Annotated in this window: 21 protein-coding genes; 6 read left to right on the top strand and 15 right to left on the bottom strand. The window is 73.7% G+C overall.

Annotation, left to right across the window (positions count from 1 at the left end):
- The first annotated feature begins 75 nt into the window (after positions 1 to 75).
- Positions 76 to 1,854: a serine hydrolase domain-containing protein gene (locus ACZ7LV_RS37770; RefSeq protein WP_471945887.1), complete on the top strand. Its 1,779-nt coding sequence runs from the start codon at positions 76 to 78 to the stop codon at positions 1,852 to 1,854.
- Positions 1,855 to 2,068: 214 nt separating this feature from the next.
- Here ACZ7LV_RS37770 and ACZ7LV_RS37765 read toward each other — a convergent pair whose 3' ends face one another.
- From ACZ7LV_RS37765 to ACZ7LV_RS37755, 3 genes are all read right to left on the bottom strand, one after another.
- Entirely contained in the window at positions 2,069 to 3,646 is a 1,578-nt protein-coding gene (locus tag ACZ7LV_RS37765; RefSeq protein WP_471945886.1) for a phytoene desaturase family protein, read from the bottom strand.
- Between the two features lie 51 nt (positions 3,647 to 3,697).
- On the bottom strand, positions 3,698 to 5,914 hold the full coding sequence (locus tag ACZ7LV_RS37760) for a serine/threonine-protein kinase (protein WP_471945885.1): 2,217 nt from the start codon (positions 5,912 to 5,914) through the stop codon (positions 3,698 to 3,700).
- A gap of 61 nt (positions 5,915 to 5,975) precedes the next feature.
- The gene (locus ACZ7LV_RS37755) at positions 5,976 to 6,851 is read right to left on the bottom strand and encodes an oxygenase MpaB family protein (RefSeq protein ID WP_471945884.1); all 876 of its coding nucleotides are present in this window, start codon (positions 6,849 to 6,851) and stop codon (positions 5,976 to 5,978) included.
- A 219-nt stretch (positions 6,852 to 7,070) separates the two neighbouring features.
- Here ACZ7LV_RS37755 and ACZ7LV_RS37750 point away from each other — a divergent pair, with 219 nt between their 5' ends.
- On the top strand, positions 7,071 to 7,757 hold the full coding sequence (locus ACZ7LV_RS37750) for an SDR family oxidoreductase (RefSeq protein WP_471945883.1): 687 nt from the start codon (positions 7,071 to 7,073) through the stop codon (positions 7,755 to 7,757).
- Positions 7,758 to 7,823: 66 nt separating this feature from the next.
- Positions 7,824 to 8,582, top strand: a complete 759-nt coding sequence (locus tag ACZ7LV_RS37745) for an SDR family oxidoreductase (protein ID WP_471945882.1) — start codon at positions 7,824 to 7,826, stop codon at positions 8,580 to 8,582.
- Between the two features lie 24 nt (positions 8,583 to 8,606).
- Here ACZ7LV_RS37745 and ACZ7LV_RS37740 read toward each other — a convergent pair whose 3' ends face one another.
- Both ACZ7LV_RS37740 and ACZ7LV_RS37735 read right to left on the bottom strand, forming a co-directional pair.
- Positions 8,607 to 9,785 (bottom strand): acyl-CoA dehydrogenase family protein, encoded by a 1,179-nt coding sequence (locus tag ACZ7LV_RS37740; RefSeq protein WP_471945881.1) that lies wholly within the window; start codon positions 9,783 to 9,785, stop codon positions 8,607 to 8,609.
- A 142-nt stretch (positions 9,786 to 9,927) separates the two neighbouring features.
- Positions 9,928 to 10,299: a four-helix bundle copper-binding protein gene (locus ACZ7LV_RS37735; RefSeq protein WP_471945880.1), complete on the bottom strand. Its 372-nt coding sequence runs from the start codon at positions 10,297 to 10,299 to the stop codon at positions 9,928 to 9,930.
- Positions 10,300 to 10,412: 113 nt separating this feature from the next.
- Here ACZ7LV_RS37735 and ACZ7LV_RS37730 point away from each other — a divergent pair, with 113 nt between their 5' ends.
- Positions 10,413 to 10,763 (top strand): DUF6479 family protein, encoded by a 351-nt coding sequence (locus ACZ7LV_RS37730; protein WP_471945879.1) that lies wholly within the window; start codon positions 10,413 to 10,415, stop codon positions 10,761 to 10,763.
- 83 nt (positions 10,764 to 10,846) lie between these two features.
- Here ACZ7LV_RS37730 and ACZ7LV_RS37725 read toward each other — a convergent pair whose 3' ends face one another.
- The 10 genes from ACZ7LV_RS37725 to ACZ7LV_RS37680 form a co-directional block, all read right to left on the bottom strand.
- Positions 10,847 to 11,302 carry an RpiB/LacA/LacB family sugar-phosphate isomerase gene (locus tag ACZ7LV_RS37725; protein ID WP_471945878.1) on the bottom strand — a complete coding sequence of 152 codons (456 nt, stop codon included), beginning with the start codon at positions 11,300 to 11,302 and terminating at the stop codon, positions 10,847 to 10,849.
- Between the two features lie 26 nt (positions 11,303 to 11,328).
- Complete coding sequence (locus ACZ7LV_RS37720) at positions 11,329 to 11,751, bottom strand: PPOX class F420-dependent oxidoreductase (protein WP_471945877.1); 423 nt, start codon at positions 11,749 to 11,751, stop codon at positions 11,329 to 11,331.
- A gap of 63 nt (positions 11,752 to 11,814) precedes the next feature.
- Positions 11,815 to 12,705 carry an NAD(P)-dependent oxidoreductase gene (locus tag ACZ7LV_RS37715; protein WP_471945876.1) on the bottom strand — a complete coding sequence of 297 codons (891 nt, stop codon included), beginning with the start codon at positions 12,703 to 12,705 and terminating at the stop codon, positions 11,815 to 11,817.
- Positions 12,706 to 12,847: 142 nt separating this feature from the next.
- On the bottom strand, positions 12,848 to 15,217 hold the full coding sequence (locus ACZ7LV_RS37710) for a glycoside hydrolase family 65 protein (protein ID WP_471945875.1): 2,370 nt from the start codon (positions 15,215 to 15,217) through the stop codon (positions 12,848 to 12,850).
- 145 nt (positions 15,218 to 15,362) lie between these two features.
- Positions 15,363 to 15,767 (bottom strand): luciferase domain-containing protein, encoded by a 405-nt coding sequence (locus tag ACZ7LV_RS37705; protein ID WP_471945874.1) that lies wholly within the window; start codon positions 15,765 to 15,767, stop codon positions 15,363 to 15,365.
- A gap of 70 nt (positions 15,768 to 15,837) precedes the next feature.
- Positions 15,838 to 16,806, bottom strand: a complete 969-nt coding sequence (locus ACZ7LV_RS37700) for an ATP-grasp domain-containing protein (protein WP_471945873.1) — start codon at positions 16,804 to 16,806, stop codon at positions 15,838 to 15,840.
- Between the two features lie 264 nt (positions 16,807 to 17,070).
- A complete protein-coding gene (locus ACZ7LV_RS37695) occupies positions 17,071 to 17,532 on the bottom strand; it encodes a DUF7144 family membrane protein (protein WP_471945872.1) in 462 nt (153 codons plus the stop codon).
- Positions 17,533 to 17,564: 32 nt separating this feature from the next.
- Entirely contained in the window at positions 17,565 to 18,047 is a 483-nt protein-coding gene (locus ACZ7LV_RS37690; protein WP_471945871.1) for an SHOCT domain-containing protein, read from the bottom strand.
- Positions 18,048 to 18,161: 114 nt separating this feature from the next.
- Entirely contained in the window at positions 18,162 to 19,499 is a 1,338-nt protein-coding gene (locus ACZ7LV_RS37685) for a hypothetical protein (protein ID WP_471945870.1), read from the bottom strand.
- A gap of 13 nt (positions 19,500 to 19,512) precedes the next feature.
- Positions 19,513 to 20,163, bottom strand: a complete 651-nt coding sequence (locus tag ACZ7LV_RS37680; protein ID WP_471945869.1) for an HdeD family acid-resistance protein — start codon at positions 20,161 to 20,163, stop codon at positions 19,513 to 19,515.
- 207 nt (positions 20,164 to 20,370) lie between these two features.
- On the opposite strand from ACZ7LV_RS37680, the gene ACZ7LV_RS37675 reads away from it, so the two are divergent.
- Complete coding sequence (locus ACZ7LV_RS37675; RefSeq protein ID WP_471945898.1) at positions 20,371 to 20,913, top strand: potassium channel family protein; 543 nt, start codon at positions 20,371 to 20,373, stop codon at positions 20,911 to 20,913.
- Positions 20,910 to 22,319: a DUF2252 domain-containing protein gene (locus tag ACZ7LV_RS37670; RefSeq protein WP_471945868.1), complete on the top strand. Its 1,410-nt coding sequence runs from the start codon at positions 20,910 to 20,912 to the stop codon at positions 22,317 to 22,319. Before ACZ7LV_RS37675 ends, ACZ7LV_RS37670 begins: the two co-directional genes overlap by 4 nt.
- Positions 22,320 to 22,335: the final 16 nt, after the last annotated feature.

The following is a 22,335-nucleotide window of genomic DNA, read 5'->3' as shown; positions in this document are numbered from 1 at the left end:
GCCCCTGACAGGAAAGTTTCACCCCGCACGGTGGTCCTCGAAAGATACTTTCAGCCGGGTACGGGAGGGTCCTCGATGGGCGAAGAGACGGCCGACGGATTCAGCCGACGTCAACTGGGTTTGCGGGCACTTGCCTTGGGCGGGGCACTCGCCCTGACGCCCTTCCCGGCGGGACCGGCGGCGGCCGCCGCACCCGCCGGAGCCGCGCGGCCGACACTGCGGCACGGCTCGCCCGAGCGCGCCGGGCTGCTCGGCTCGCACTTGCGCCGGCTCGTCACCGACGCCGAGACCTTCCTCGGGCCCTCCCCCAAGCACCCGTGGTACGCGGGGGCCGTGCTGCTCGCCGGGCGGGGCGGGACCGTGGCGTTGCACGAGCCGATCGGGACGGCGGTGCGCTACGCGGCGTACGACGAGAAGACCGACACCGGGGTCGAGTTCCCGGCCGCGGAGCAGATCCCGATGACCGTGGACACCGTCTTCGACCTGGCCTCGGTGTCCAAGCTGTTCACCTCGATCCTCGCCGTGCAGCAGATCGAACGCGGCGCGCTGGAGCTGGAGGCGACGGTCGCCTCGTACCTGCCGGAGTTCGCGGGCGCGGGCAAGCAGGACGTGACCGTGCGGCAACTGCTCACCCACACCTCGGGGTTCCGCGCGTGGATCCCGCTGTACGCGGCGCCGACGTACGAGGAGAAGCTGCGACTCATCTGGAACGAGGCGCCGCTCAACGCGCCCGGGACCAAGTACCTGTACTCGGACCTCAATCTGATCTCGCTCCAGCTGGTGCTGGAGCGGATCACGGGGCACCGGCTGGACGCGCTGCTCCGCAAGGAGATCACCGCTCCGCTCGGGATGCACCGCACCCGCTTCAACCCGCCGGCCTCCTGGAAGCCCCGGATCGCGGCGACCGAGGACGCCCGCAAGCCGTGGTCGGGGCTGGACCGGGGGCTGGTGTGGGGCGAGGTGCACGACGAGAACGCCTACAGCCTCGGCGGGGTCGCCGGGCACGCCGGGATCTTCTCCTGCGCCTGGGACCTCGCGGTGCTCGGCCGGACCCTGCTCAACGGGGGTGTCTACGGGCGGGCGCGCATCCTGCGCCCGGAGTCCGTGGAGCTGATGTTCACCGACTTCAACACCGCCTTCCCCGGCGACGAGCACGGCCTCGGCTTCGAGCTCTACCAGCACTGGTACATGGGCGCGATGGCGACGCCGCGCACCGCCGGGCACACCGGATTCACCGGCACCTGCCTCGTCCTCGACCCGACGACCGACTCGTTCCTGGTGGTGCTCGGCAACTCGGTCCACCCGGTGCGCAGTTGGCGCTCCGGCTCCGCGCCCCGGGTCGCCGCCGCCACCCATCTGGCGCGGGCCGTGCCGGTCCGCCCGGCACACGGCCGCACCGCCTGGTTCGCCGGGACGGCGAACGCCACGACCGCCACGCTCACGCTGCCCGCGCTCGACACGTCCGCGGGCGGGGCGCGGCTGCGCGGCGCCCTGTGGTGGGACACAGAGCCGGCGGCCGACGGACTGGTGCTGGAGTCCTCCACGGACGGCGGCACGGTCTGGCAGCCGGTCCCGTTCACCACCGACCGGCGCGGCGAGGCACCCGCGGAGCACCCCTCCGGGCGGGTCACCGGCTGGTCGGGCCGCGTCTGGCACCGGCTCACGGCGCCCCTCCCGGCCGCCGGGCAGCTCACCCTGCGCTGGCGGTACACCACCGACCAGCTCTACGTCGGCCGCGGTGCCTACGTCGACGGTCTGCGCGTCGAGGCGCCCGGCACGGTCCTCTTCGACGAGACCCGGCCCAAGGACGCGGCCCGGATCACCCCGACAGGCTGGACGGCTTCGGCCGACTGAGAAGGCGCGAGGGCGGGGAGGTGCCCCGCGCGGCGGCGTGGTGCCCGTCCCGCAGCCGTACGGGCACCACGGCGCCGTCTCCCGCCGGGAGCGCCGGGCGCGGGGGTCCGGCCGGCACCGTCGCGGCCGGGCGTACGCCTTCGGCTCGGCGGCGGGTCACCCCGCGTACGAGGATGGCCCGCCCCGCGACGGGCAGCAAGCCGCCTCCCCAAGGTCATCGGGGCGACTCGTCGCCGCCCTCCAGCACCGCCATCGCCGCGTTGTGCCCCGGCACCCCGCTCACCCCGCCGCCGCGCACGGCGCCCGCGCCGCACAGCAGCACGTTGGCGTGCCGGGTCTCCACTCCCCAGCGGCCGGTGCCGTCCTGGGCGTACGGCCAGGACAGTTCACGGTGGAAGATGTTGCCGCCGGGCAGCCGCAGGTCACGTTCCAGGTCCAGCGGCGTCTTGGCCTCGATGCAGGGCCGCCCGTCGGCGTCCGTGGCGAGGCAGTCGGCGAGGGGCTCCGCGAGATGGGCGTCGAGCTGCGCGAGGGTCGGCTTCAGCAGCGCTTCGCGGGCCGCGTCGTTGTCGGCCGCGAACAACCGGGCCGGCGTGTGCAGACCGAACAGGGTGAGGGTCTGGTAGCCCTGCGCCACCAGCTCCGGGGCGAGGATCGACGGGTCGGTCAGCGAGTGGCAGTAGATCTCCGAGGGCGGAGCGCTCGGCAGCTCCCCGGCGGCGGCCTGGGCGTGGGCGGTGGCCAGCTGCTCGTACCCCTCGGCGATGTGGAAGGTCCCGGCGAACGCCTCGCGCGGGTCGACCGAGGTGTCGCGCAGCCTGGGCAGCCGCTTCAGCAGCATGTTCACCTTGAGCTGGGCGCCCTCGGCGGGCGCGGGCGGGGTGTCGCCGGTGAGCGCGGCCAGCTGCTGCGGCGAGGCGCCCACGAGGACGTGCCGGGCGACGGCGACGCCCTCGCCCTCGTGCGTGCGGAAGGCGACCTCGGCGGTGCGGCCGTCGGTGTCGATCCGCAGCACCTCGTGGCCGGTCGCGAGCACCGCGCCCGCCTCCCGGGCGGCGGTGGCGAGCGCCCCGGTCAGGGCGCCCATGCCGCCGACGGGGACGTCCCAGTCGCCGGTGCCGCCGCCGATCACGTGGTAGAGGAAGCACCGGTTCTGGCTCAGCCCGGCGTCGTGCGCGTCGGCGAACGTCCCGATCAGCGCGTCGGTCAGGACCACACCGCGTACCAGGTCGTCGGCGAACCGGTCCTCGACGGCGACGCCGATCGGCTCCTCGAAGAGCATCCGCCAGGCATCCTCGTCGTCGATGCGCCGGCGCAGCTCGTCGCGGGTGGGCAGCGGCTCCGTCAGCGTGGGGAAGACCCGCTGGGCGACGCGGCCGGTCATGCCGTAGAAGCGCTGCCAGGACGCGTACTCGCGGTCCCCGCCGGTGAGCCGGGCGAAGGCCTCCCGGGTCCGCTCCTCGCCGCCGCCGACCAGCAGACCCGTCGCCCGGCCGTCGCGTTCCACGGGGGTGTACGACGAGATGGTGCGGGTGCGCAGCCGGAAGTCCAGGCCGAGGTCCCGCACGATCTTCCGCGGAAGCAGGCTGACCAGGTAGGAGTAGCGCGACAGACGCGCCTCGACGCCCGGGAAGGGGCGGGTGGAGACGGCGGCGCCGCCGGTGTGGTCCAGCCGTTCCAGCACCAGTACCGACCGACCGGCGCGGGCCAGGTAGGCGGCGGCGACGAGACCGTTGTGGCCACCCCCGACGATGACGGCGTCGTACGCGCGGGATCCCTCGTGTGCAGGCATGGTTCTTGGTAACACGCGATGATCCCGCCCGGCCAGAGCGGAGCCGGCCGGTCAGGCCCCGTGCGGGGCGCCCTGCCGGCGCCGTTCCGCCACCTTGCGGTACAGCTCCGCCGCCTCCTGCGCCCGGCCGAGCTGTTCCAGGCAGTGCGCCTCGTCGTTGCGGCCGGCCAGCGCGTCGGGGTGACCGGCGCCCAGCACGCGCTCGCGGGCGTCGGCGACCTCGCGGTACTCGGCGAGCGCGTCGGCCCAGCGGCCCAGCCGGCCGAGCCCGACGGCGACCTCGCGGCGGCTGACCAGGGTGTCGGGGTGGTCGGGGCCGAGGACGCGGTCCCGGATCGCGCGCACGTCCCGGGACTCGGCGAGGGCCTCCTCCCAGCGGCCGAGGCGGCCGAGGTTGACGCCGAGGCCGTGCCGCGCGCGCAGGGTCTCGGGATGCTCGGGGCCGTGCACGCGGGCGCGGTCGGGGACCAGGTCACGGTACAGCTCCAGCGCCTCCGCGCCCCGGTTCAGGCGGCCGAGGCTGATGCCGATCTCGTGGCGGGCGGCGAGGGTGTCGGGGTGGTCGGCGCCGAGCGCCCGGCCGCGGGCCTCGGCGACCTCGCGGTAGGCGTCCAGCGCCTCCGGCCAGCGGCCCAGCTGCCCCAGCACGTACGCCACTTCGTACCGGGTGACCAGCGTGTCGGGATGTCCGGCCCCGAGGACGCGGGCGCGGGCCTCGGCCACCTCGCAGGCCAGGCGGTAGGAGTCCTCCAGGCGGCCGAGCCGGCTGAGGTTGAAGGCGAGGTTGTGACGGCAGCGCAGCGTGTCGGGGTGGTCGGCACCCACGGTGCGCTCGCGCGCGGCGAGCACCGACGTGTACACCTGGTGCGCCTCCAGGGGCCGCCCCAGCCGGCCCAGCACGTACGCCGTCTCCTGCCGGGCGGCGAGCGTGTCCGGGTGGTCGGCGCCGAGCAGCCGCTCACGCGCCCGGGCCACGTGCGTGTACTCGCGCAGGGCGTCGGCCGCGCGGCCGGTGCGGCTGAGCGTGAAGGCGACCTCGTAGCGGCTGGCGAGGGTGTCGGGGTGGTCGGCGCCGAGGAGGTGCTCGCGTTCGGCGGCGACCGCGCGGTGCACCTCGCCGGCCTCGGCCCAGCGTCCGAGCCGCGCCAGGCTGAGGCCCGCGTTGTGGCGCGCCGCCAGGGTGGTGAGCGCCTCCTCGGGCGGCTCGGGCGGGGTGTGCGGCACCTGCAGGGGCGCGGGGACGGTGGCGGGCCGGGCGATCCACTCGCCGGTGAGCCCCTCCCCGGTGTCCGGCGGCGGGGTGCGCGGCGCGGTACCGGCCGCCTTGTGACCGGTGGTCATGCCCAGCGTCCAGGCCGGCAGCCGTGCCTCGCGGGCGGGAGGCTCGACGGCGAGCACGGTCGGGACGTACGCGGGGACGGTCCGGGCCGCGCTGATGCGGCGGCCGAGCTCGGAGGCGTCGCTCGGCCGGTGCTCCGGCCGTTTGGCGAGCAGGTCGAGGATGATCTGCTCCAGGGGGGCCGGCAGGTCCGCGCGGTGGCTGCGCGGCGGTTCGGGCGGGGTGTCGCGGTGGCCGACGAGGATCGCCCACGCGTCGCCCAGGTCGAACGGCGGTACACCGGTGGCGAGTTCGTACAGCACGCAGCCGAGCGAGTACAGGTCGCTGCGCTGGTCCACCTCGCCCCCGCCGATCTGCTCGGGGGACATGTAGTGCGGGGTGCCCATGGCGACGCCGGTACCGGTCAGCCGGGAGGTGGCGCCGATGTCGGCGCCGGGGCGGGCGATGCCGAAGTCGCATATCTTCACCGTGCCGTCGGTCAGCCGCACCATGTTGGCGGGCTTCAGGTCCCGGTGCACGATGCCCTGCCGATGGGTGTAGGCGAGGGCCGCGGAGACCTGCTCGGCGATGTCGACGATGTCCGGGACCGGCAGCGGGCGGCGCTCGTCGTCCTCCAGGACCTGGCTGAGGTTGCGACCCTGGAGCAACTCCATCACCAGGTACAGAAGTCCGTCGGACTCGCCGAAGTCGTGGACGACGGTGACCCCGCGGTGCTGGAGCGCGGCGGCGACCCGGGCCTCACGGCGGAATCTCTCCCGCAGCACGCGGGTGAAAGCCTGGTCGTGCAGCGGGCCGAGGGGTTTGAGGCATTTCACGGCGACGTGCCGGCCGAGCGACTCGTCACGTGCCCGCCACACCTCGCCCATGCCGCCGCGGCCGATCGGATCCAGCAGCCGGTAACGGCCGTGGATCAGTCTGGTCTCCCCCATCGCCTGCTGTCGCCCCCGTCGCTGTGAGCCCGCCCTCCCCTGGCAGGACCAGTATGGCCACCTACGGTTCGGGTGGGTACGACCCGGGGCGGGCGTCCGGGCCCAGTCGGGCCATGGCGCGCAGGATGTGCCGGGGCGGAAGTTGCCATCGCACATGTGCGGGGACGGCTCGCAGCAGGGCGCCGATGCGGCGCAGTCGCCGGGTGACGACGTCGGGGGCCGGGGCGGGACGGCCGTACAACTCGTGGGCGTAGGAGGGCAGGGCGTCGTACGCGAGGCCGGCCACCCGGCTCCACAGCAGCTCTCGCAGGGGCACCAGCGCGGTGGGTACCGGGGGTCGGCGCAGGAAGTCGTCGATGTCCCTGGCCTCGGGGCCGGCGGCGAGCCGGGGCCGTACCTCGGCGAAGTAGGCGGCCAGCGCGGCCCGGTCGGCCGGCACGGTGCCGGGGTCGAGGCCGACCAGGCGGGCGCCGACCCGCTGTTCGCGTACGTAGCGGTCGGCCTGGGTGTCGGTGAGCGGGTAGCCGGAGCGGCGCAGCACGTGCAGATAGGAGTCGATCTCGGCGCAGTGCACCCACAGCAGCAGGCCGGGCTCGTCCACCGGGTACCGGTCGCCGGTCTCCGGATCGGTGGCCCGCAGCATGCGGTGGATCTTCCGGACGCGGGCGCCCGCGCGCTCGGCGGCGGCGGTGGTCCCGTACGTCGTGGTGCCGACGAAGTCCGCGGTGCGCCGCAGACGGCCCCAGGCGTCGCGCCGGAAGTCGCTGTTCTGCAGGACGCCGCGCACCGCGCGCGGGTGCAGGGCCTGGAGGTGGAGCGCGCGGATCCCCGCGATCCACATCATGGGGTCGCTGTGCAGCTGCCAGGTCACGGAGGCGGGGGTGAACAGCCCCGGATCACCCTCGTCCGGCGACGCCACCGAACTCCGTGCTGCCAACGAGCTCACCTCGCCCGAGTCCGTGTCCCGCGCCCGTCTCCCCCATTCTCCCCGCATTTCTCCGTGCACCTCTTCCCGCACGACTCCCCGCGCCGCACACGCCGTGGCTCGCCACATGCAAAGCCGCGGCATCCGGTGCAGGCTGGCAGAGGAGGGAACGTGCATCGCTTTCCCCGATCGCCCGCCGCGCCCGGCAGGCGCCGGCAGGAAGGAAGCGCGATGGAGATCGCAGGATCGGTCGTCCTGGTCACGGGCGCCAATCGCGGCATCGGCCGCGAGTTCGCCCGTGCGCTGATCGAGCGCGGAGCGGCGAAGGTCTATGCCGGTGCCCGCGACCCCGCGAGCGTGACGGACGAAGGCGTCAGCCCGCTGCGCCTGGACGTCACCCGGCCCGAGGAGGTCGCGGCGGCGGCGGACGTCGCGGGCGACGTCAACATCCTGATCAACAACGCCGGGGTCGGCGGTTTCAGCACCGAGCTGCTCACGGGTTCCCTCGACGGCGCCCGCGAGGCGATGGAGACCAACTACTTCGGCACCTGGGTCGTCTCCCGCGCCTTCGCGCCCGTCCTCGGCCGCAACGGCGGCGGGGCACTGGTGAACATGCTCTCCGCCGCCTCCTGGGCCTCCCGGCCGCAGTACCCCGGGTACGCGGCGTCCAAGGCGGCGCAGTGGTCGCTGACGGGCGCGTTGCGGGAGGGGCTGCGCGAGCAGGGGACCCTGGTGATCGGGGTCCACGCCGGATTCGTCGAGACGGACCTGAGCTCGTTCACGGACGCGCCGAAGATCAGCACGGCGGACGTCGCGCAGCAGACCTTGGACGCCCTGGCGGACGACCGGGTCGAGGTGCTCGCCGACGAGCGGACCAGACAGGTCAAGCAGGCCCTGTCGCGACCGCTCGAACGGTGAGCGGCAGGCGGCCTCGGCCGCCACGGACGTCTCGGCCGCCACGGACGGACCGCCAAAGGAGGACGCATGAGCGACGAGCCGACGGCCGGTCACGACCCGCGGGGCCCGGCTCTGGCGGGACAGACCGTCGTGGTGATCGGCGGGAGCGCGGGCATCGGGCTGGCGACCGCCGCGCACGCCCGCGCCGAGGGGGCGGCGGTGATTCTCACCGGCCGCGATCCCGAACGGCTGCGCACGGCGGCCGAGGAGGTCGGGGCGCGTGACACCAGCGCCTTCGACGCGGGCGATCCGGCCCAGCTGCGGCGGTTCTTCGAGCACCTGCCTCGTCCGGTGGACCACGTGATGGTCACGGCGGGACATCCCACCTACGGCAGTCTGCTGGAGCTGGACGACCAGGAGGCGCGGGAGGCGATCACGGGGCACATGCTGCTCGCCATCGGGGTCGCGCGCCACGCCGCCGGGGCGGTGCGACCGGGGGGCACCCTGGTGCTCCTGGGCGGCACGGGCGCCCGGCGGATCCGGGCGGGCCTCGGCGTCGCGCCGGCGGTCACCGCGGCGCTGCCCGCCCTGACGGCCGGCCTCGCGCTCGAACTCGCGCCGGTCCGGGTCAACCTGATCGCCGCCGGCTTCGTGGACACGCCGCTGTCGGCCCGGCTCCTCGGCGAGGGACTCGACGCCCGCCGCGAGGAACTGCGCGCCCGGTTGCCGATCGGCCGCGTCGTCGTACCGGCCGACGTCGCGGCGCTCGCCGTTCACCTGATGACCAACACGGCGCTCACCGGGGCGACCTACGACATCGACGGCGGGCAGCAGTTCGTCGGCTGAGGACGTCGGCGGGGACGGCAGCGGTCACCGGCGCACCCGGGGCATGCCCAGGCCGATCCACGAGATGATCTCGCGCTGGATCTCGTTGTTGCCGCCCCCGAAGGTGAAGATCACCGCGGAGCGGTAGCCGCGTTCCAGTTCCCCGTGCAGCACCGCGCCGGCGGAGCCCTCCTGCAACGCGCCGGTCGCGCCCACGACTTCCATGAGCCAGGCGTAGGCGTCGCGACGCGCCTCGGAGCCGTAGACCTTGACGGCGGAGGCGTCCTGCGGGGTGAGCGTGCCGTTCTGGACGGCGCCGACCATCTGCCAGTTGAGGAGCTTCAGGGCGTCCAGGCGGGTGTGGGTCCGGGCGAGCCGGCTACGCACCCAGGGCAGGTCGATGACGCGGCGGCCGTCGGTCAGCTTGGTGCGGCTCGCCCAGCGCCGCACGTCGTGCAGGGCGCGGATCGCCATGGTGCCGTGCGCGGCGAGGGTGACGCGTTCGTGGTTGAGCTGGTTGGTGATCAGCCGCCAGCCCTGGTTCTCCTCGCCGACCCGGCGGGAGACGGGGACGCGGATGTTCTCGTAGTAGCTGGCCGTGGTGTCGTGGCCGGCGAGGGTGTTGATGAGGGTGCAGGAGTAGCCGGGGTCGGCGGTCGGCACGAGGAGCATGGTGATGCCCCGGTGCGGCGGGGCCTGCGGGTCGGTGCGCACGGCCAGCCAGACCCAGTCGGCGGTGTCGCCGTTGGTGGTCCAGATCTTGTGACCGTTGACCACGTACTCGTCGCCCTCGCGCACCGCGCGGGTCTTGAGGGCGGCGAGGTCGGTGCCCGCGTCGGGCTCGCTGTAGCCGATCGCGAAGTCGATCTCGCCGGCGAGGATCTTCGGCAGGAAGTACGCCTTCTGCTCCTCGGTGCCGTACTGCATGATCGTCGGCCCGACCGTGTTCAGGGCCATCAGCGGGAGCGGTACGCCCGCCTGGGCGGCCTCGTCGAAGAAGATGAACTGCTCCATGGCGGTCAGCCCGCGCCCGCCGTACTCCTCGGGCCAGCCCACGCCGAGGCGGCCGTCGGCGCCGAGCCTGCGGATGGTGTCGCGGTAGAAGCGCTTCTGCGCGGTGGGATCGGCGTGCCGCACATGCGCGTCGTCCGGCACCAGTTCGGCGAAGTAGGCGCGCAGTTCGGTGCGCAACCGCTGCTGGTCGGGCGTGTATTCGAGGTGCACGGCGCCTCCAGGCTCCCCAGGGCCGGTCCTGCCTGACGGCGCACACCGTAGAACGTGTTTCAGAAATTGGGAATGGCGGCGGTGCGGGAAGTCGCGCCGGCCGGACCGGGGAGTGCGCCGGCCCGGGGCGTGCGAGGGCGGATCAGCCCAGCGTGCCCAGGAACTCCGTGCACGCGCGGGCGCAGGCGCGGCACGCCTCCGCGGCCCCCTCGGCGGCGGGGTGGCCGTCGAAGACGTGTGCCGCCTCCAGGCACACGGTGCGGCACCACTCCAGCTGGATCCGCAGTCCGTCCTCGTCCACGAGGGTCTGCTCGGACAGCATCCGGCACGTCGCGTCACAGATCTCCGCGCACATGATTCCCTTGCGGCGCAAGAGTTCCTGGTCCTCGGTGCCGTCCGGGTCCACCAGGCTCGCGCGCAGCGCACACGCGCGGGCACAGTCCGTGCACGCCTGCGCACAGGCGAAGCGGTCCTCCAGGAAGCGGAAGACGTCCTGCTGCGAAGTCGTCGTCACACCGCGCGGGTAGCCCTGGAACGCCCCGCCAAACCCATACGCGCGCGGGCGTTCCCGGTGACCCGGTTCACTGTCCGATTTGAGGGTATTCATGCGATATGAACACTGCCCCCATGCAGCTGGCAGCGCCGAGTGGACTGCTCAGCCTCGTCCTGTTCGTGGTCGCCATCGCCGTCGTCGGCGTGCTGGCGGGAAGTATGTGGCTCGGCAACCGGATCAAGTTCAACGAACCTCCGCGTCCGCGCCCCGAGGAGCAGCCGCACCTGCCGCCGGAGGGAGCCGTCCACGAGGTCCGGCAGATGCGGGAGCCCGACGACGTGCCCGTGATACCCAAGGGCGGCCGCCCGCTCACCCCGTACGAGCTGACCAACATGCGGACCAGGCCCAGTACGTCCACGGACCGGCCCCGCTGGGGCAGGGGCACGACGGGCTCGTTCGGCGGCGGCGGGCTCGGCGCGCACTGACCGCCGCGGCGGCGGGCGGGCCGCCGTGGGAGAACGGCGCAGGCGGCCGCGAGGCTTCGGTCTCGCGGCCGCCGACGTGTGTGTCAGGGCATGGCCCGGATGTCGTCCAGCTGTTCGATGCGGATGACGTTTCCCCGGTCCTCGGCGTCCTCGCTGCGCTCCCCGGCGAACCAGGCGTCGAGGATCTCCTTCAGGACCGGCCCGGAGGTCAGCCGCAGACTCAGCGCCAGCACGTTGGCGTCGTTCCAGCGGCGGGCCCCGTCGGCCGAGTAGGCGTCCGCGCACAGGGCGGCCCGTACGCCCGGCACCTTGTTCGCCGCGATGGACGCGCCGGTGCCGGTCCAGCAGCACACCACGGCCATCGCCGACGTTCCGTCGGCCACGTCGCGGGCGGCCGCCGACGAGCACGCCGCCCACTGGGGGTCGTCGCCCGGGCGCAGCGCGCCGTGGGTGAGCACCTCGTGGCCACGGTCCTGCAACTCCGTGACGAGCAGGCGGGCGACGGGTTCGTCCATGTCCGAGGAGACGGAGATCCGCATGTCTGGGAGCCTACGCCGACCCCGGCTCAGGTGGAGGCCTGGTCGCTGTCCTTCAGGGCGCCCCAGCCGTGCCAGCGCTCGACCGCGACCCAGGCGCTGACCCGGCCGCGCACCCGGTCCGGATAGGCCCTGCCGTTGTAGTGCCGGGACAGCCGGTCGATGTCGGCCAGCCCATCGTCGGCACGCATCTCGGTGACGCGCCCGACGAGGGTGACGTGGGTGTACCAGTCGTCCGCGTCCAGGACGGTGAGCGTGACGCGCGGATCGCGCCGCAGGTGCTTGAGCCGGACCCGGCCCTCGTCCAGGTTGATCAGCGCCCGCCCGTCCTCCCACAGGTACCAGGTGGGCGTGGAGACGGGGGTGCCGTCGGAGCGCAGGGTGGCCATGACGCAGGGGTTGGCACGGGCCAGCAGGGCCTCGGCCTCGGGCGGCAGCGGGGGCTTCGACATGAGCTCTTTCTCTCTCCTCGGTCGCGGGGGACGGGATCGGACGGGGGTGATCGTTCGGGGGGGTCAGGCGGGCGGTGCCTCGTCGAAACTGGCGAAGTAGGCGGCGGCCATGTCCTCGTCGCCGTGGCCCTGCTCGGCGGCGCGGGCCAGCCGCCGCGCGCCGGCGGCGGCGACGTCGAGCCGCACCCCGCTGCGCTCCCCCGCCTCGACGATCAGACGGGCGTCCTTGGCCGCCGTGGTCACCGCGAACTGGGGCGGGGACAGCCGCCCGTCGAGGATCATGCCGCTCTTGACGCGCAGGTAGCCCATGTCGAGCGGACCGCCCGCGATGGCGTCGAAGAAGTGCTGCGGGTCCACCCCCAGCGCCTGGGCCAGGGCGAGCGTCTCGCCGGCCGCGTTGGTCGCGGCCAGGACCCAGCTGTTGGCGACCAGCTTCAGCCGGGTCGCGGTGCCGGCGGCGCCGTCGTCGCCGGTCCACACCGTGCGGGCGCCGACGGCGTCGAAGACGGGCGTGACCGCCGCCCGGCCGTCGACGGGTCCGGCGGCGAGCACCAGGAGCTTTCCGTCCTCGGCGGGCTGGCGGGTGCCGAGGACGGGGGCGTCGTAGAAGACCAGGCCGTGCTCCCGGGCGAAGGCGGCGAGCTCGGCGACGGACTCCAGGCCCGCGGTCGTCGACTGCGACCAGGCGGTGCCGGGGCGCAGGGCGGGGGCGGCCTGACGCATCACGTCCAGTGCGGTGTCCCCGTCGTACAGGATGGTCAGGACGACGTCGGCGCCCTCGACGGCCTCCGCGGGGCTGTCGGCGACGTGCGCGCCGACGGCGGCGAGCGGTTCGGCCTTGGCGCGGCTGCGGTTCCAGGCGCGGACGGTGTGTCCCGCCCCGGCGATGTTCCGGGCCATGGCGGCGCCCATGATGCCGGTGCCCAGGACGCTCACGGTGAGTGTGTCGGTCATGCGTCAACTTCCCTGTCGGTGCGGTGATCGGTGCCCCGCTCGGACTGTCGTTCCCGAAGGTGCCACTCCTCGGTCGCGTCGCGCGCGGCCGGGTACCCCGCGGGGCCGGGGGTGCCACATGGCGATGGTCGCCTCACCGCGCTCACTCCGGCAGCACCAGTTGCCCCGTCTCCCCCGGCATCAGGCGCACGGCCCGGTCCGGGAGGCGTACGTCGACGGGGGTGGCGTCGGACGAGGGCACGGTGACCTCCAGGCGGCCGTGGCGCAGGCGCAGCCGGACGCCCCAGTTGCCCTGGTAGCGCAGCGAGAAGCCGTAGGACGACAGCTCCGGCAGCGGCACCGGGTCCAGCCACAGGGCGCCCTCGCGGGTCTCCAGGCCGGTCAGGCCGCGCTGGACGAGGTCGAGGGTGCCGGCCATGGCGCCGAGGTGGATGCCCTCGCCGGTGGTGCCTCCCTGCACGTCCGCGATGTCGCCGCGCAGGGCCTCCTGCACGAACTGCCATGCCTCGGCCCGCCGGGCCCGGGCGAGGATCCAGCCGTGCACCAGACCGCTGAGGGTGGAGCCGTGGCTGGTGCGGTGGAGGTAGTAGTCGACGGTGCGCTGCCAGGTCTCCTCGTCGAGCCGCAGCCCCAACCGGGCGAACAGGCCGCGCAGTTCGGCCGGCGAGAACAGGTAGCCGAGCATCAGCACGTCGGCCTGCTTGGAGGCCTGGTAGCGGTTGACCGTGTCGCCCTCCGCCTCCAGGATCCGGTCCAGCCGGCGGATGTCGCCGTACTCCGTGCGGTAGCGGTGCCAGTCGAGCTCGTCGAGGGCGCCGAAGCCCTCGAACTGGCTGATCACGCCCTCGTGGAAGGGCACGTGCAGGGCGCGGGAGATCTCCTCCCACCGGTCGAGTTCGCCGTCGTCGAGGCCGGTGCGCTCGGCGAGTTCGCGGCGCCGCGGCTCGGGCAGGCCGCCCAGCAGCTCCAGCGTGCGGGTGAGCACCCAGGAGGCGGTGACGTTGGTGTAGGCGTTGTCGTCCAGGCCGGGCTTCTCCGCACCGGGGTAGGCGTCGTGGTACTCGTCGGGCCCGACGACGCCCCGGATGCGGTACCGGCCGAGGGCCTTGTCGTAGCGTGCCGCGTCGGCCCAGAAGCGGGCGATCTGGAGCAGCATCTCGGCGGCCCAGGTGTGCCGGAACTCGATGTCGCCGCTGGTCTCGCAGTACTGCCACACGTTGTAGGCGATCGCCGAGCCGACGTGGTGCTGGAGGTGGGAGTGGTCCGCGAGCCAGCGCCCGGAGCGCGGGTTGAGGTGCAGCTGCGGGGCCTCCTCACTGCCGTCGCTGCCGCTCTGCCAGGGGTACATCGCGCCCTGGCGGCCGGCGTGCAGAGCGGCGGTGCAGGCCTGTTCGAGCCGGCGGTGGCGGTAGCGCAGCAGGGCCCGGGAGACCTCGGGAAAGTGCAGGTTGAGGAAGGGCAGCACGAAGAGCTCGTCCCAGAAGACATGGCCGCGGTAGGCCTCGCCGTGCAGCCCGCGCGCGGGGACGCCGACGTCGAGGTCGGCGGTGTGCGGGGAGAGCGTCTGCAGCACATGGAACAGGTGCAGGCGCAGGACGCTTCCGGCCTCGCCGGCCACGTCGAGGTCGGCGCGGCGCCACAACTGGGCCCAGGCGGTGCGGTGGCCGCGCAGCAACTCTTCGAAGCCGGGGGCGCGGCCGACCCGGGCCACGGCGGCGTGCAGCGGGTCGCTGATCGCCGGGTCGCGCGAGGTGTGCAGGGCGACGGTCTTGTCGACGGTGGCGGTGCGGCCGGACACCAGGTGCAGCCGGATCCGCTGGGTGGTGCGCGGCCGGGCGTGCCGGACGGTGACGGGCGCGTCGGCGGCGAGCCGGGAGGCCATGCCGACGCGGATGTCGGAGGTGCGGGTGCGGCAGCGCAGCCACACCGTGTCGTGCTCGGCGGTGCCCGCGTGCTCGTGGGTGAGGTGCCGGCCGTCCAGGTCCCGGTAGCGGGCGACCCCGGCGTTGCGCACGCCGCCGTCGAGGCCGGCCTCGACGTGCAGTTCTCCGGAGAAGCCGTCGGCGGTGAACTCGGTGCGCAGCGCCGCGAGATGGGGGTCGCCCATGTGCACCAGCCGCTGCTGGCGCACCGTCAGGGCCCGTCCGTTGCCGAGTCCGAAACGGGTCAGCCGCTCCAGCACTCCGGAGGACAGGTGCAGCACCAGGCGGTGTTCGAGGACGGTGGCGGTGTCCGGGGTGAGCCAGGGCCGGCCGCGCAGCCGGAAGCGCAGTTGCAGCCAGTTGGGCAGGTTGACCATGTCCTCGTTCTCGACCCTGCGTCCGGCCACGTCGGAGCCGAGCCGGTTGTAGCAGCCGGCCACATAGGTCCCGGGGTAGTGCACATCGTCCGCGGAGCACTCGGGGAGAGCGCCGCGGGTGGCGAAGTAGCCGTTGCCGAGTGTGCACAGCGACTCTCGCAGCCGCTCGTCGGCCGGTTCGTAGCCCTCGTACTCCCAGGTCCAGCCCGTCACCTCGGTGCTCCTCCCGCAGCGGGCGGCTCGCCGAGATCGGGTACGGCCGTCTCGGCACCGTGCGGAAGCAGTGTCTCCCCGACGCGTCGCCCAGGCGCGCGGCCCACGCCGGTGACGAGGGGGAACCGCGCCGAAGGGCCCGTCCCTAGGGAGCCGGCTGCGCCACGCCGGCCGGGTCGCGGCGCAGCACCGTGACCCGGTGGAAGTTGCACCCGGCGGACGGGGCGGGATCGCCCGGAGGCTGGTCCTGGGCGTGCAGGGCGACGCTGACCAGGCTCAGCAGCAGGTCGACGTCCGTGTCGCAGTCGAGGTGGACGGTCACCCAGCGGGAGCCGGGCACCAGCCGGATCGCCGAGGAGACGGTGAGGTCCTGGGCGAACCGCCCGACGGCCCGGCTCGTGAGGTTGAGGTCCACGTCGTGGCCCGTGTGGAAGTGGGCGATCTCGCTGCGGGTGGAGCGAACTGCCCGCCCCGTGCCGCAACTGGCCGGTCCCGCCGTGAGGTCGGGCCAGGATGCCAGTTGCTCCAGGGCGCGCTGGGCCAGAGTCATGTCTCCATCGTCACCGCATCACCCCACGGATACCAGTGGTTGGAGACTTCGTAACCCAGGCGTGAGGATCTCACGCGGGCAGCCGCCGTGCCGGACGCGCCCTGCGGGCCGCCGCCAGGGCGTTCAGATGGGCCTCGACGTACGGCACGGCCGCCGTCTCGACCTCGCCGTCGATGAAGGCGGGCTGGACGTTCACCTCGAAGACGACCCCGCCGTTCTCGATGGCGAGGTCGACCCCGGCGAAGGGCAGTCCGACCGACGCGGTGGCCGCCACGGCCAGCTGGGCCAGGCGTGGCGGGAGGTCGGCGGGGGCGATGGGGACGGCGGTGGCGCCCTGGCAGGTGTTGCAGGGGATGTCGGGCTCGGGCTGGAGGTGCTCGCGGGCGTGGATGACACGGCCGCCGAGGACGAAGACGCGGAACTGGTGGCGGGAGCCGTCGGCGGTGACGTTGCCCGCGTCCCGCGACAGCAGCCAGTCGGTGCCGCGGTCGGCGTAGAAGGCGGTGGCCCGCTCCACCCCGTCCTCCGTGGTGAGGTGGAAGGTGTCGCCGCCGCCGGTGCCGACGACGGGCCTGGCCCAGGTGTCCCGGCCGAGCTTGTCGAAGGCGGCCAGCGCCTCGGTCAGGCCGGGCCGGGAGAGCACCACGGTCTCCATGTGGGCGATGCCGTCCCGCCGGAAGCGCTCCACGGTGAGGTCCTTCTCGGTGGCGGTCCGCCAGGCGGCGACGCCGGTGCCGAGCGTCACCACGTCGTGGTGTTCGAGCAGGCGCTGGAAGGCGACCAGTTCGCGGCGGCGGTGCGGGGGGATCTCGTAGAGCACGATGATGTCGGGCACGAGGTCGAGCTGCTCGGCGGGGACGTGCAGCCGTAAGCCGTCCCCGGCCGGGAGGCCGCGCCCGGTGCCGCCGGTCGCGAAGTGCCGGGAGTCGATGGGTACCGGGGCGGCTCCGGTGAGGAGTTCCACCGCGCGGGTGAGGTACTCGGCGCAGCCCTCGGGCGAGGTGGGGTCGGTGATCAGGGCGATGCACGGGCGGGACACGGCGGCCTCCAGTGGTTCTCGACGCGCACGGGTGCCGCGCCACACTCGGTCGCGCGGTCCGAGCGAACTCACGGGGTGATCCCGGTCGCGCGGGCGGTCGGCGGCGGCCCGTGCTGCGGGGGCCACGCGTGCCGAACACCCGGCGCGGACCGGGGCGCCACACTGTAGGCGCAGGGCGGAACGCCACAACAGGGCGCACACCTACCCGCCACCTGCTCCGGTCTCTGCGCCGTCCGCCCCCTCCTGTGCGCCTTGCGGGCCGCGTCAACCGCGGCTGCCGGACGCCGAGTCGGTGAGGTCCTCTTTGCGGGCGACGCACAGCGCCCAGATGACGAACCCGGAGAACGCGATCATCAGGACCGACCACACCGGGGAGTACGGCAGCGAGAGGAAGTTGGCGAGGACGATGAGCCCGGCGATCACCACGCCCGCGACCCGCGCCCACGTGGCCGCCTGGAACAGTCCGACGCTGACGGCCACGGCGACCACTCCGAGCAGGAGGTGGATCCAGCCCCAGCCGGTGAGGTCGAACCGGAAGACGTAGCTCGGTGTGACGGCGAAGACGTCGTCCTGGGCGATCGCCATGATGCCGCGGAAGACGGCGAGTATGCCGGACAGCAGGAGCAGGATGGCGCCGAAGACCATCAGCCCCGCGGCCCACTCGTGCCGTGCGGTGTGGGTGCTCCTGCCCGGGGTGTGTGCGCCCGGCGTGTGCGTTGCGGCCATGTTCTGCCTCGTCTTCCTGTCGTTTCGTGCTCTCAGTGCCGTGCTTCGGTGCCGGTCGCGGTGCCGGTGCCGGTCGCGGTGCCGGCGGGCGGCCCGTAGTCGGCCAGGACGAGCTCCTTGGCGCGGCGGAACTCCTCGTCGGAGATGTCGCCGCGGGAGCGGATCTCGGACAGCTTCGCGAGCTCGTCGACGCTGCTGCGACGGCCGCCGCCGCCCGCGGTGTCCCGGATGTAGGAGTCGAGGGCCTGCTGCTGCGCCCGGGCGTGCTTGATCTCCCTGCCGCCCATCTCCTTGCCGCGGGCGATGAGGTAGATGAACACGCCGAGGAACGGCAGCAGGATGACGAGCACCAGCCAGCCGGTCTTGCCCCAGCCGCTGAGGCCGTCGTCGCGGAAGATGTCGCCGATCACGCGGAACAGCAGGATGAACCACATGATCCACAGGAAGAACCAGAGCAGGGTCCAGAACATGCTCAGCAGCGGATAGTCGTAGGCGAGGTAGATCTGAGTGCTCATCGGTCGTCTCCGTTCGGAGCAGGGCACGACGGGCGTCGCCCGCCGATCCAGACTGCGCGTGACCGCGCGCGGCGGCCTCACCCCGGCGGGGTGAGCCGGGGCCTCGCCCGGGAGTCAGGGCGCGCGGGTGGCGGTCCGCCCGGGGCCGCCGGCCGCCGCGAGCACCGCGAGGACGACCAGGACCAGGAGGACCAGGCCGACGACCAGGGCCACGGCTCCGACCGTCGGGTAGTTCCAGAGCACGAGGGCCAGGGCACCGCCCGCGATGACGATGCCGGTCGTCCACGCGCGGTGGGTCTCCAGCCACTGCCCGGCGCCGCCGGTGCGCAGCCCCCGGCGCCGCAGCGCGTGACCGCTCGCGGTGGTGGCGCGCGCCACCAGGCGGCGCACCCCGCGGGCCGCGCGCCCCGGGCCGTACAGGTAGGCGGCGAGCGCGGTGATCACGGCGACCACGAGCAGGGTGCGCGTGCTGTCGCGCAGGAAGCGCACGAAGGTGTCGTAGATCGCCTGGGCGGCGTCGGGGGGCAGTGTCGAGGGGGGTACGGCATCCAGGTAGACCCTGCGCATGACGGCCAGGCCGATCAGCAGCAGCACCATCATGAGCGCCACGCCCACGGCCGTGACCAGCAGCATCGCGCGGTGTGCCGGGGCGGTCCACACGGCGAGGGCGGCCAGCACGACGGTCAGCACGGGCAGCCAGAGGCCCATCACGTCCAGCAGGCGCATGCCGGCCTGCGCCTCGGAGAGTTTGTCGCTCTCGAACAGGGTGATCTGCCGGTCCGGGGCGGGAATGGCCGAGGCCCGCTGGAAGCCCGCGTCGACGAGCCGCTTCTTGACCTCGTCGACGACGGTCCCGAGGTCCAGGACGACCTTGTCCTGCTCGGCGCGCACGGCCCCGCTCTGGCTGCCGGTGAGGACGTTCACCACCGCCGTGTGGGCGCGCCGGTTGGCGGCGACCCACGCCTGCTCGAAGACCTCGCTGGTGACCACGCGGTTCACGACGCTGTGCACGGCGCTGGTCACGGCGGCGCGGAGCGGCCCGGCGAGCGCCCCGGTCCGGTCGACGACGGCGGGCGGTGCCCCGGCGTCCGTGAGCGCCTCGCCCAGCCACTTCGTGACGGCGTCGACGTTCACCTCGGCGACGACCCGGTCGGTGAGCCGGTCGGTGACCGCCGACTGCACCGCGGGGTCGGAGCCGAGCGGCGCGACGGTCTGGACGTAGCGGTCGGTGTCGGCGACCTCCTCGTCCAGCCAGGTGGCGACGACGGCGAGGGGGGAGAGCAGCAGGGCGATCAGGAGCAGCAGCGACGCGCCGGCGTAGCGGGCCTTGCGGTGGTGCACGGCCGCGGCGCGGCGGAGCCGGCGGTACTCGGCCTGCTCGTCGGCGGTCAGGGTGACCCGGTTCTCCGCGTCGCCGCCGGAGGGTGGGGGAGGTGCGGGGGGCTGGGCCATGGGGGTCTCCTCCTCACGCCTTCGTCGGCGTGCCGGCGCCTTGGTCCGCGGCCGCTCTGCGCAGCGCGGCCCGCCAGGCGAAGGCGACCGCCACCTCGACCAGGCCGAGCAGCACCAGCCACAGGCCGAGCAGCCGGGTCAGCGCGACGGCGGACTCGGTGGGCAGGGCCAGTACGACGACCCCGGCCACGACGCCGAGCGCGCCCGCGCCGAAGAGGACACCGCGGTGGGGCAGGGCCTTGACGGCGAGGGCCGCGTAGGCGGTGAGCATGCCGGTGACGAGCCAGACGATCCCGACGATCAGGGACAGCGCGGCGATCGTCTGCAGCGGATTCCTCAGGCACAGCACCCCCGCCAGCACGTACAGCACGGCGAGCAGCAGCCCGGGCAGCCTCTCGCCGTGCTGTTGGGCGAAGACGGCGACGAACCGGAAGCAGCCGGCCACCAGCAGGTACAGCCCGACGACCACCGCCAGGACGTGCAGTGTGCCGTCCGGCCAGACCAGGAGGACGACACCCGGCACCAGCGTGACCAGCGCCGAGCCGAGGAGCCACGTCCACGAGCCGCCGAGGCTCCCCAGAAGGTCCGCGGGATCGCCTCCCGGGGTGAAGGGCGCCTCGGCATGGCGGCCGGGCCGGGGTCCCGGATCAGGCGAATCGGTCATGGCTCCTCCTCGGGCGTTCCGGCCGGGCGTGTCCGCACCGCCGGCGCAGGGGATGTGTGGTGCCCGCCTGTCGTGCCCACCCGGCCAGCGTCGCGCCCGCCGCCGGGCTCCGGGTCACCCATGACGGGTGATCCGCGGGCGTCGCCGAGGCGATGAGGTGGTTGCGGAGAGGGCACCGGTTCCCGGCGGAACGGAGCGGAGATGAACATGCCGTCGCGTCCCGGCCGTCGACTGGCGCTCATGGCGCTCGCGCGCGGGACGGTCATCACGGCCGGACTGGTGAGCGCCTACTTCCTGATTCCGATGCAGAGCGTCGACGCGGAGACCGTCGCGTGGCTCGTGTGCGGTCTGCTGGCCGTCGCGGTGGTCTTCTCCTGGGAGGTGCGCACGATCATGCGCTCGCCCCATCCGCGGCTGAAGGCGGTGGAGGCGCTGGCCGCCACCGTGCCGCTGTTCCTGCTGCTCTTCGCGAGCGCCTACTACCTGCTGGGCCGCTCCTACCCGGCCGCGTTCAGCGAGCCGCTGACGAGGACGGACGCCCTGTACTTCGCCCTGACGACGTTCGCCACCGTGGGGTACGGCGACATCACCGCCCGCTCCCAGGCCGGGCGTGTGCTGGCGATGTTGCAGATGGCCGGCGGGCTGCTGCTGGTGGGGGTCGCCGCGCGGGTGCTCGCGGGCGCGGTCCAGGCGGGGCTCAAGCAGCGGCACAACGGCGCGCCGGACGGCGCGGGAGGTGAGCGACGATGACCGTGGCGACGGCGTACTCCGTCCCCCTGACCGTGGCGGAACGGGCCGCGTACGGAAGAGCGGCACGCGCCCGCGCCTCGCGCTCCTGCCACGGCTGGTTCGAGGCGGATCAGCAACGGCCCGATCCCGTCGAGGTCCTGGAGCGGCAGTCCGCCACCCGGGTCCCGGAGCTGGTGCCGGTCCGGTACGCACGGATGCTGGAATCCCCGTTCCGCTTCTACCGGGGAGCGGCGGCCGTCATGGCGGCGGACCTCGGCCCGCTGCCCAGCACCGGACTGACCGTGCAGCTGTGCGGTGACGCCCACCTGCTGAACTTCCGGCTGCTCGCCTCCCCCGAGCGGCACCTGGTCTTCGACATCAACGACTTCGACGAGACGCTGTCCGGTCCCTTCGAATGGGACGTGAAACGCCTCGCGGCGAGCTTCGTGATCGCCGGGCGGGCCAACGGGTTCTCCGCCGAGGAGCAGAACCGCGCGGTGCACGCCTGCGTCCGCGCCTACCGCAAGCGGATGCGCGCCTTCGCCGGCATGGGGACACTCGACGTCTGGTACGCGCAGGACGACTTCGGTCACCTGCGCGCGTTGCTGGACGCCCCGTTGGACAAGGAGGCACGGCGGCGTGCCGACCGGGCCACGGCGAAGGCCCGCACCCGCACCCATCTGCAGGCCTTCGAGCAGCTCACCCGGGCCACGGCTCAGGGGCGGCGCATCGCACCCGACCCGCCGCTCATCACGCCGCTGCGCGACCTGGCGCCCGGTACCGGCGAGGACGCCCGGGCCAAGGACCTGGGCGCGCTGCTGGACACGTACGCCCACACGCTGTCCTCCGAGCGCCGCCACCTGCTGCGCCGCTACCGGCTGGTGGACGTGGCCCGCAAGGTGGTGGGGGTGGGCAGTGTCGGCACGCGCTGCTGGATCGCGCTGCTGCTCGGCCGGGACGACGACGATCCGCTGCTGCTGCAGGCGAAGGAGGCCCAGGAGTCGGTGCTCGCCCCGCACACGGGCGGCGAGCGGTACGACAACCAGGGCCGTCGGGTGGTGTCCGGGCAGCGGCTCATCCAGACGTCCAGCGACATCTTCCTCGGGTGGACGCACACGGTCGGCCTGGACGGGCGTGAGCGGGACTTCTACGTCCGTCAGTTGCGCGACTGGAAGGGGATCGCCCGCCCGGAGACCATGGATCCGGGCCTGTTGGCGGTCTTCGGCGGGCTGTGCGGGGGCTCGCTCGCGCGTGCCCACGCGCGCTCCGGGGATCCCGTCGCGATCGCCGCGTACCTCGGCGGCAGCGCCCGCTTCGAACGGGCGCTGACCGAGTTCGCCCAGTCCTACGCCGACCGCAACGAGCGGGACCACGAGGAGCTGCGGGCGGCCGCCCGGTCCGGCCGTGTCACGGCCGAGGGCGTCTGAGCGCGTCTGATCGCGT

Source organism: Streptomyces sp. NPDC107562 (assembly GCF_055657325.1).
The sequence above is the reverse complement of the archived record's forward strand: the minus strand, read 5'-3'. Positions and strand labels throughout refer to the sequence as shown.

Bases quoted from the DNA above. Each gene is read 5' to 3' on its own strand.
- ACZ7LV_RS37770 (WP_471945887.1), top strand. From the start codon at position 76: ATGGGCGAAGAGACGGCCGACGGATTCAGCCGACGTCAACTGGGTTTG.
- ACZ7LV_RS37765 (WP_471945886.1), bottom strand. From the start codon at position 3,646: ATGCCTGCACACGAGGGATCCCGCGCGTACGACGCCGTCATCGTCGGG.
- ACZ7LV_RS37760 (WP_471945885.1), bottom strand. From the start codon at position 5,914: ATGGGGGAGACCAGACTGATCCACGGCCGTTACCGGCTGCTGGATCCG.
- ACZ7LV_RS37750 (WP_471945883.1), top strand. From the start codon at position 7,071: ATGGAGATCGCAGGATCGGTCGTCCTGGTCACGGGCGCCAATCGCGGC.
- ACZ7LV_RS37745 (WP_471945882.1), top strand. From the start codon at position 7,824: ATGAGCGACGAGCCGACGGCCGGTCACGACCCGCGGGGCCCGGCTCTG.
- ACZ7LV_RS37730 (WP_471945879.1), top strand. From the start codon at position 10,413: ATGCAGCTGGCAGCGCCGAGTGGACTGCTCAGCCTCGTCCTGTTCGTG.
- ACZ7LV_RS37725 (WP_471945878.1), bottom strand. From the start codon at position 11,302: ATGCGGATCTCCGTCTCCTCGGACATGGACGAACCCGTCGCCCGCCTG.
- ACZ7LV_RS37720 (WP_471945877.1), bottom strand. From the start codon at position 11,751: ATGTCGAAGCCCCCGCTGCCGCCCGAGGCCGAGGCCCTGCTGGCCCGT.
- ACZ7LV_RS37715 (WP_471945876.1), bottom strand. From the start codon at position 12,705: ATGACCGACACACTCACCGTGAGCGTCCTGGGCACCGGCATCATGGGC.
- ACZ7LV_RS37705 (WP_471945874.1), bottom strand. From the start codon at position 15,767: ATGACTCTGGCCCAGCGCGCCCTGGAGCAACTGGCATCCTGGCCCGAC.
- ACZ7LV_RS37695 (WP_471945872.1), bottom strand. From the start codon at position 17,532: ATGGCCGCAACGCACACGCCGGGCGCACACACCCCGGGCAGGAGCACC.
- ACZ7LV_RS37690 (WP_471945871.1), bottom strand. From the start codon at position 18,047: ATGAGCACTCAGATCTACCTCGCCTACGACTATCCGCTGCTGAGCATG.
- ACZ7LV_RS37685 (WP_471945870.1), bottom strand. From the start codon at position 19,499: ATGGCCCAGCCCCCCGCACCTCCCCCACCCTCCGGCGGCGACGCGGAG.
- ACZ7LV_RS37680 (WP_471945869.1), bottom strand. From the start codon at position 20,163: ATGACCGATTCGCCTGATCCGGGACCCCGGCCCGGCCGCCATGCCGAG.
- ACZ7LV_RS37675 (WP_471945898.1), top strand. From the start codon at position 20,371: ATGCCGTCGCGTCCCGGCCGTCGACTGGCGCTCATGGCGCTCGCGCGC.
- ACZ7LV_RS37670 (WP_471945868.1), top strand. From the start codon at position 20,910: ATGACCGTGGCGACGGCGTACTCCGTCCCCCTGACCGTGGCGGAACGG.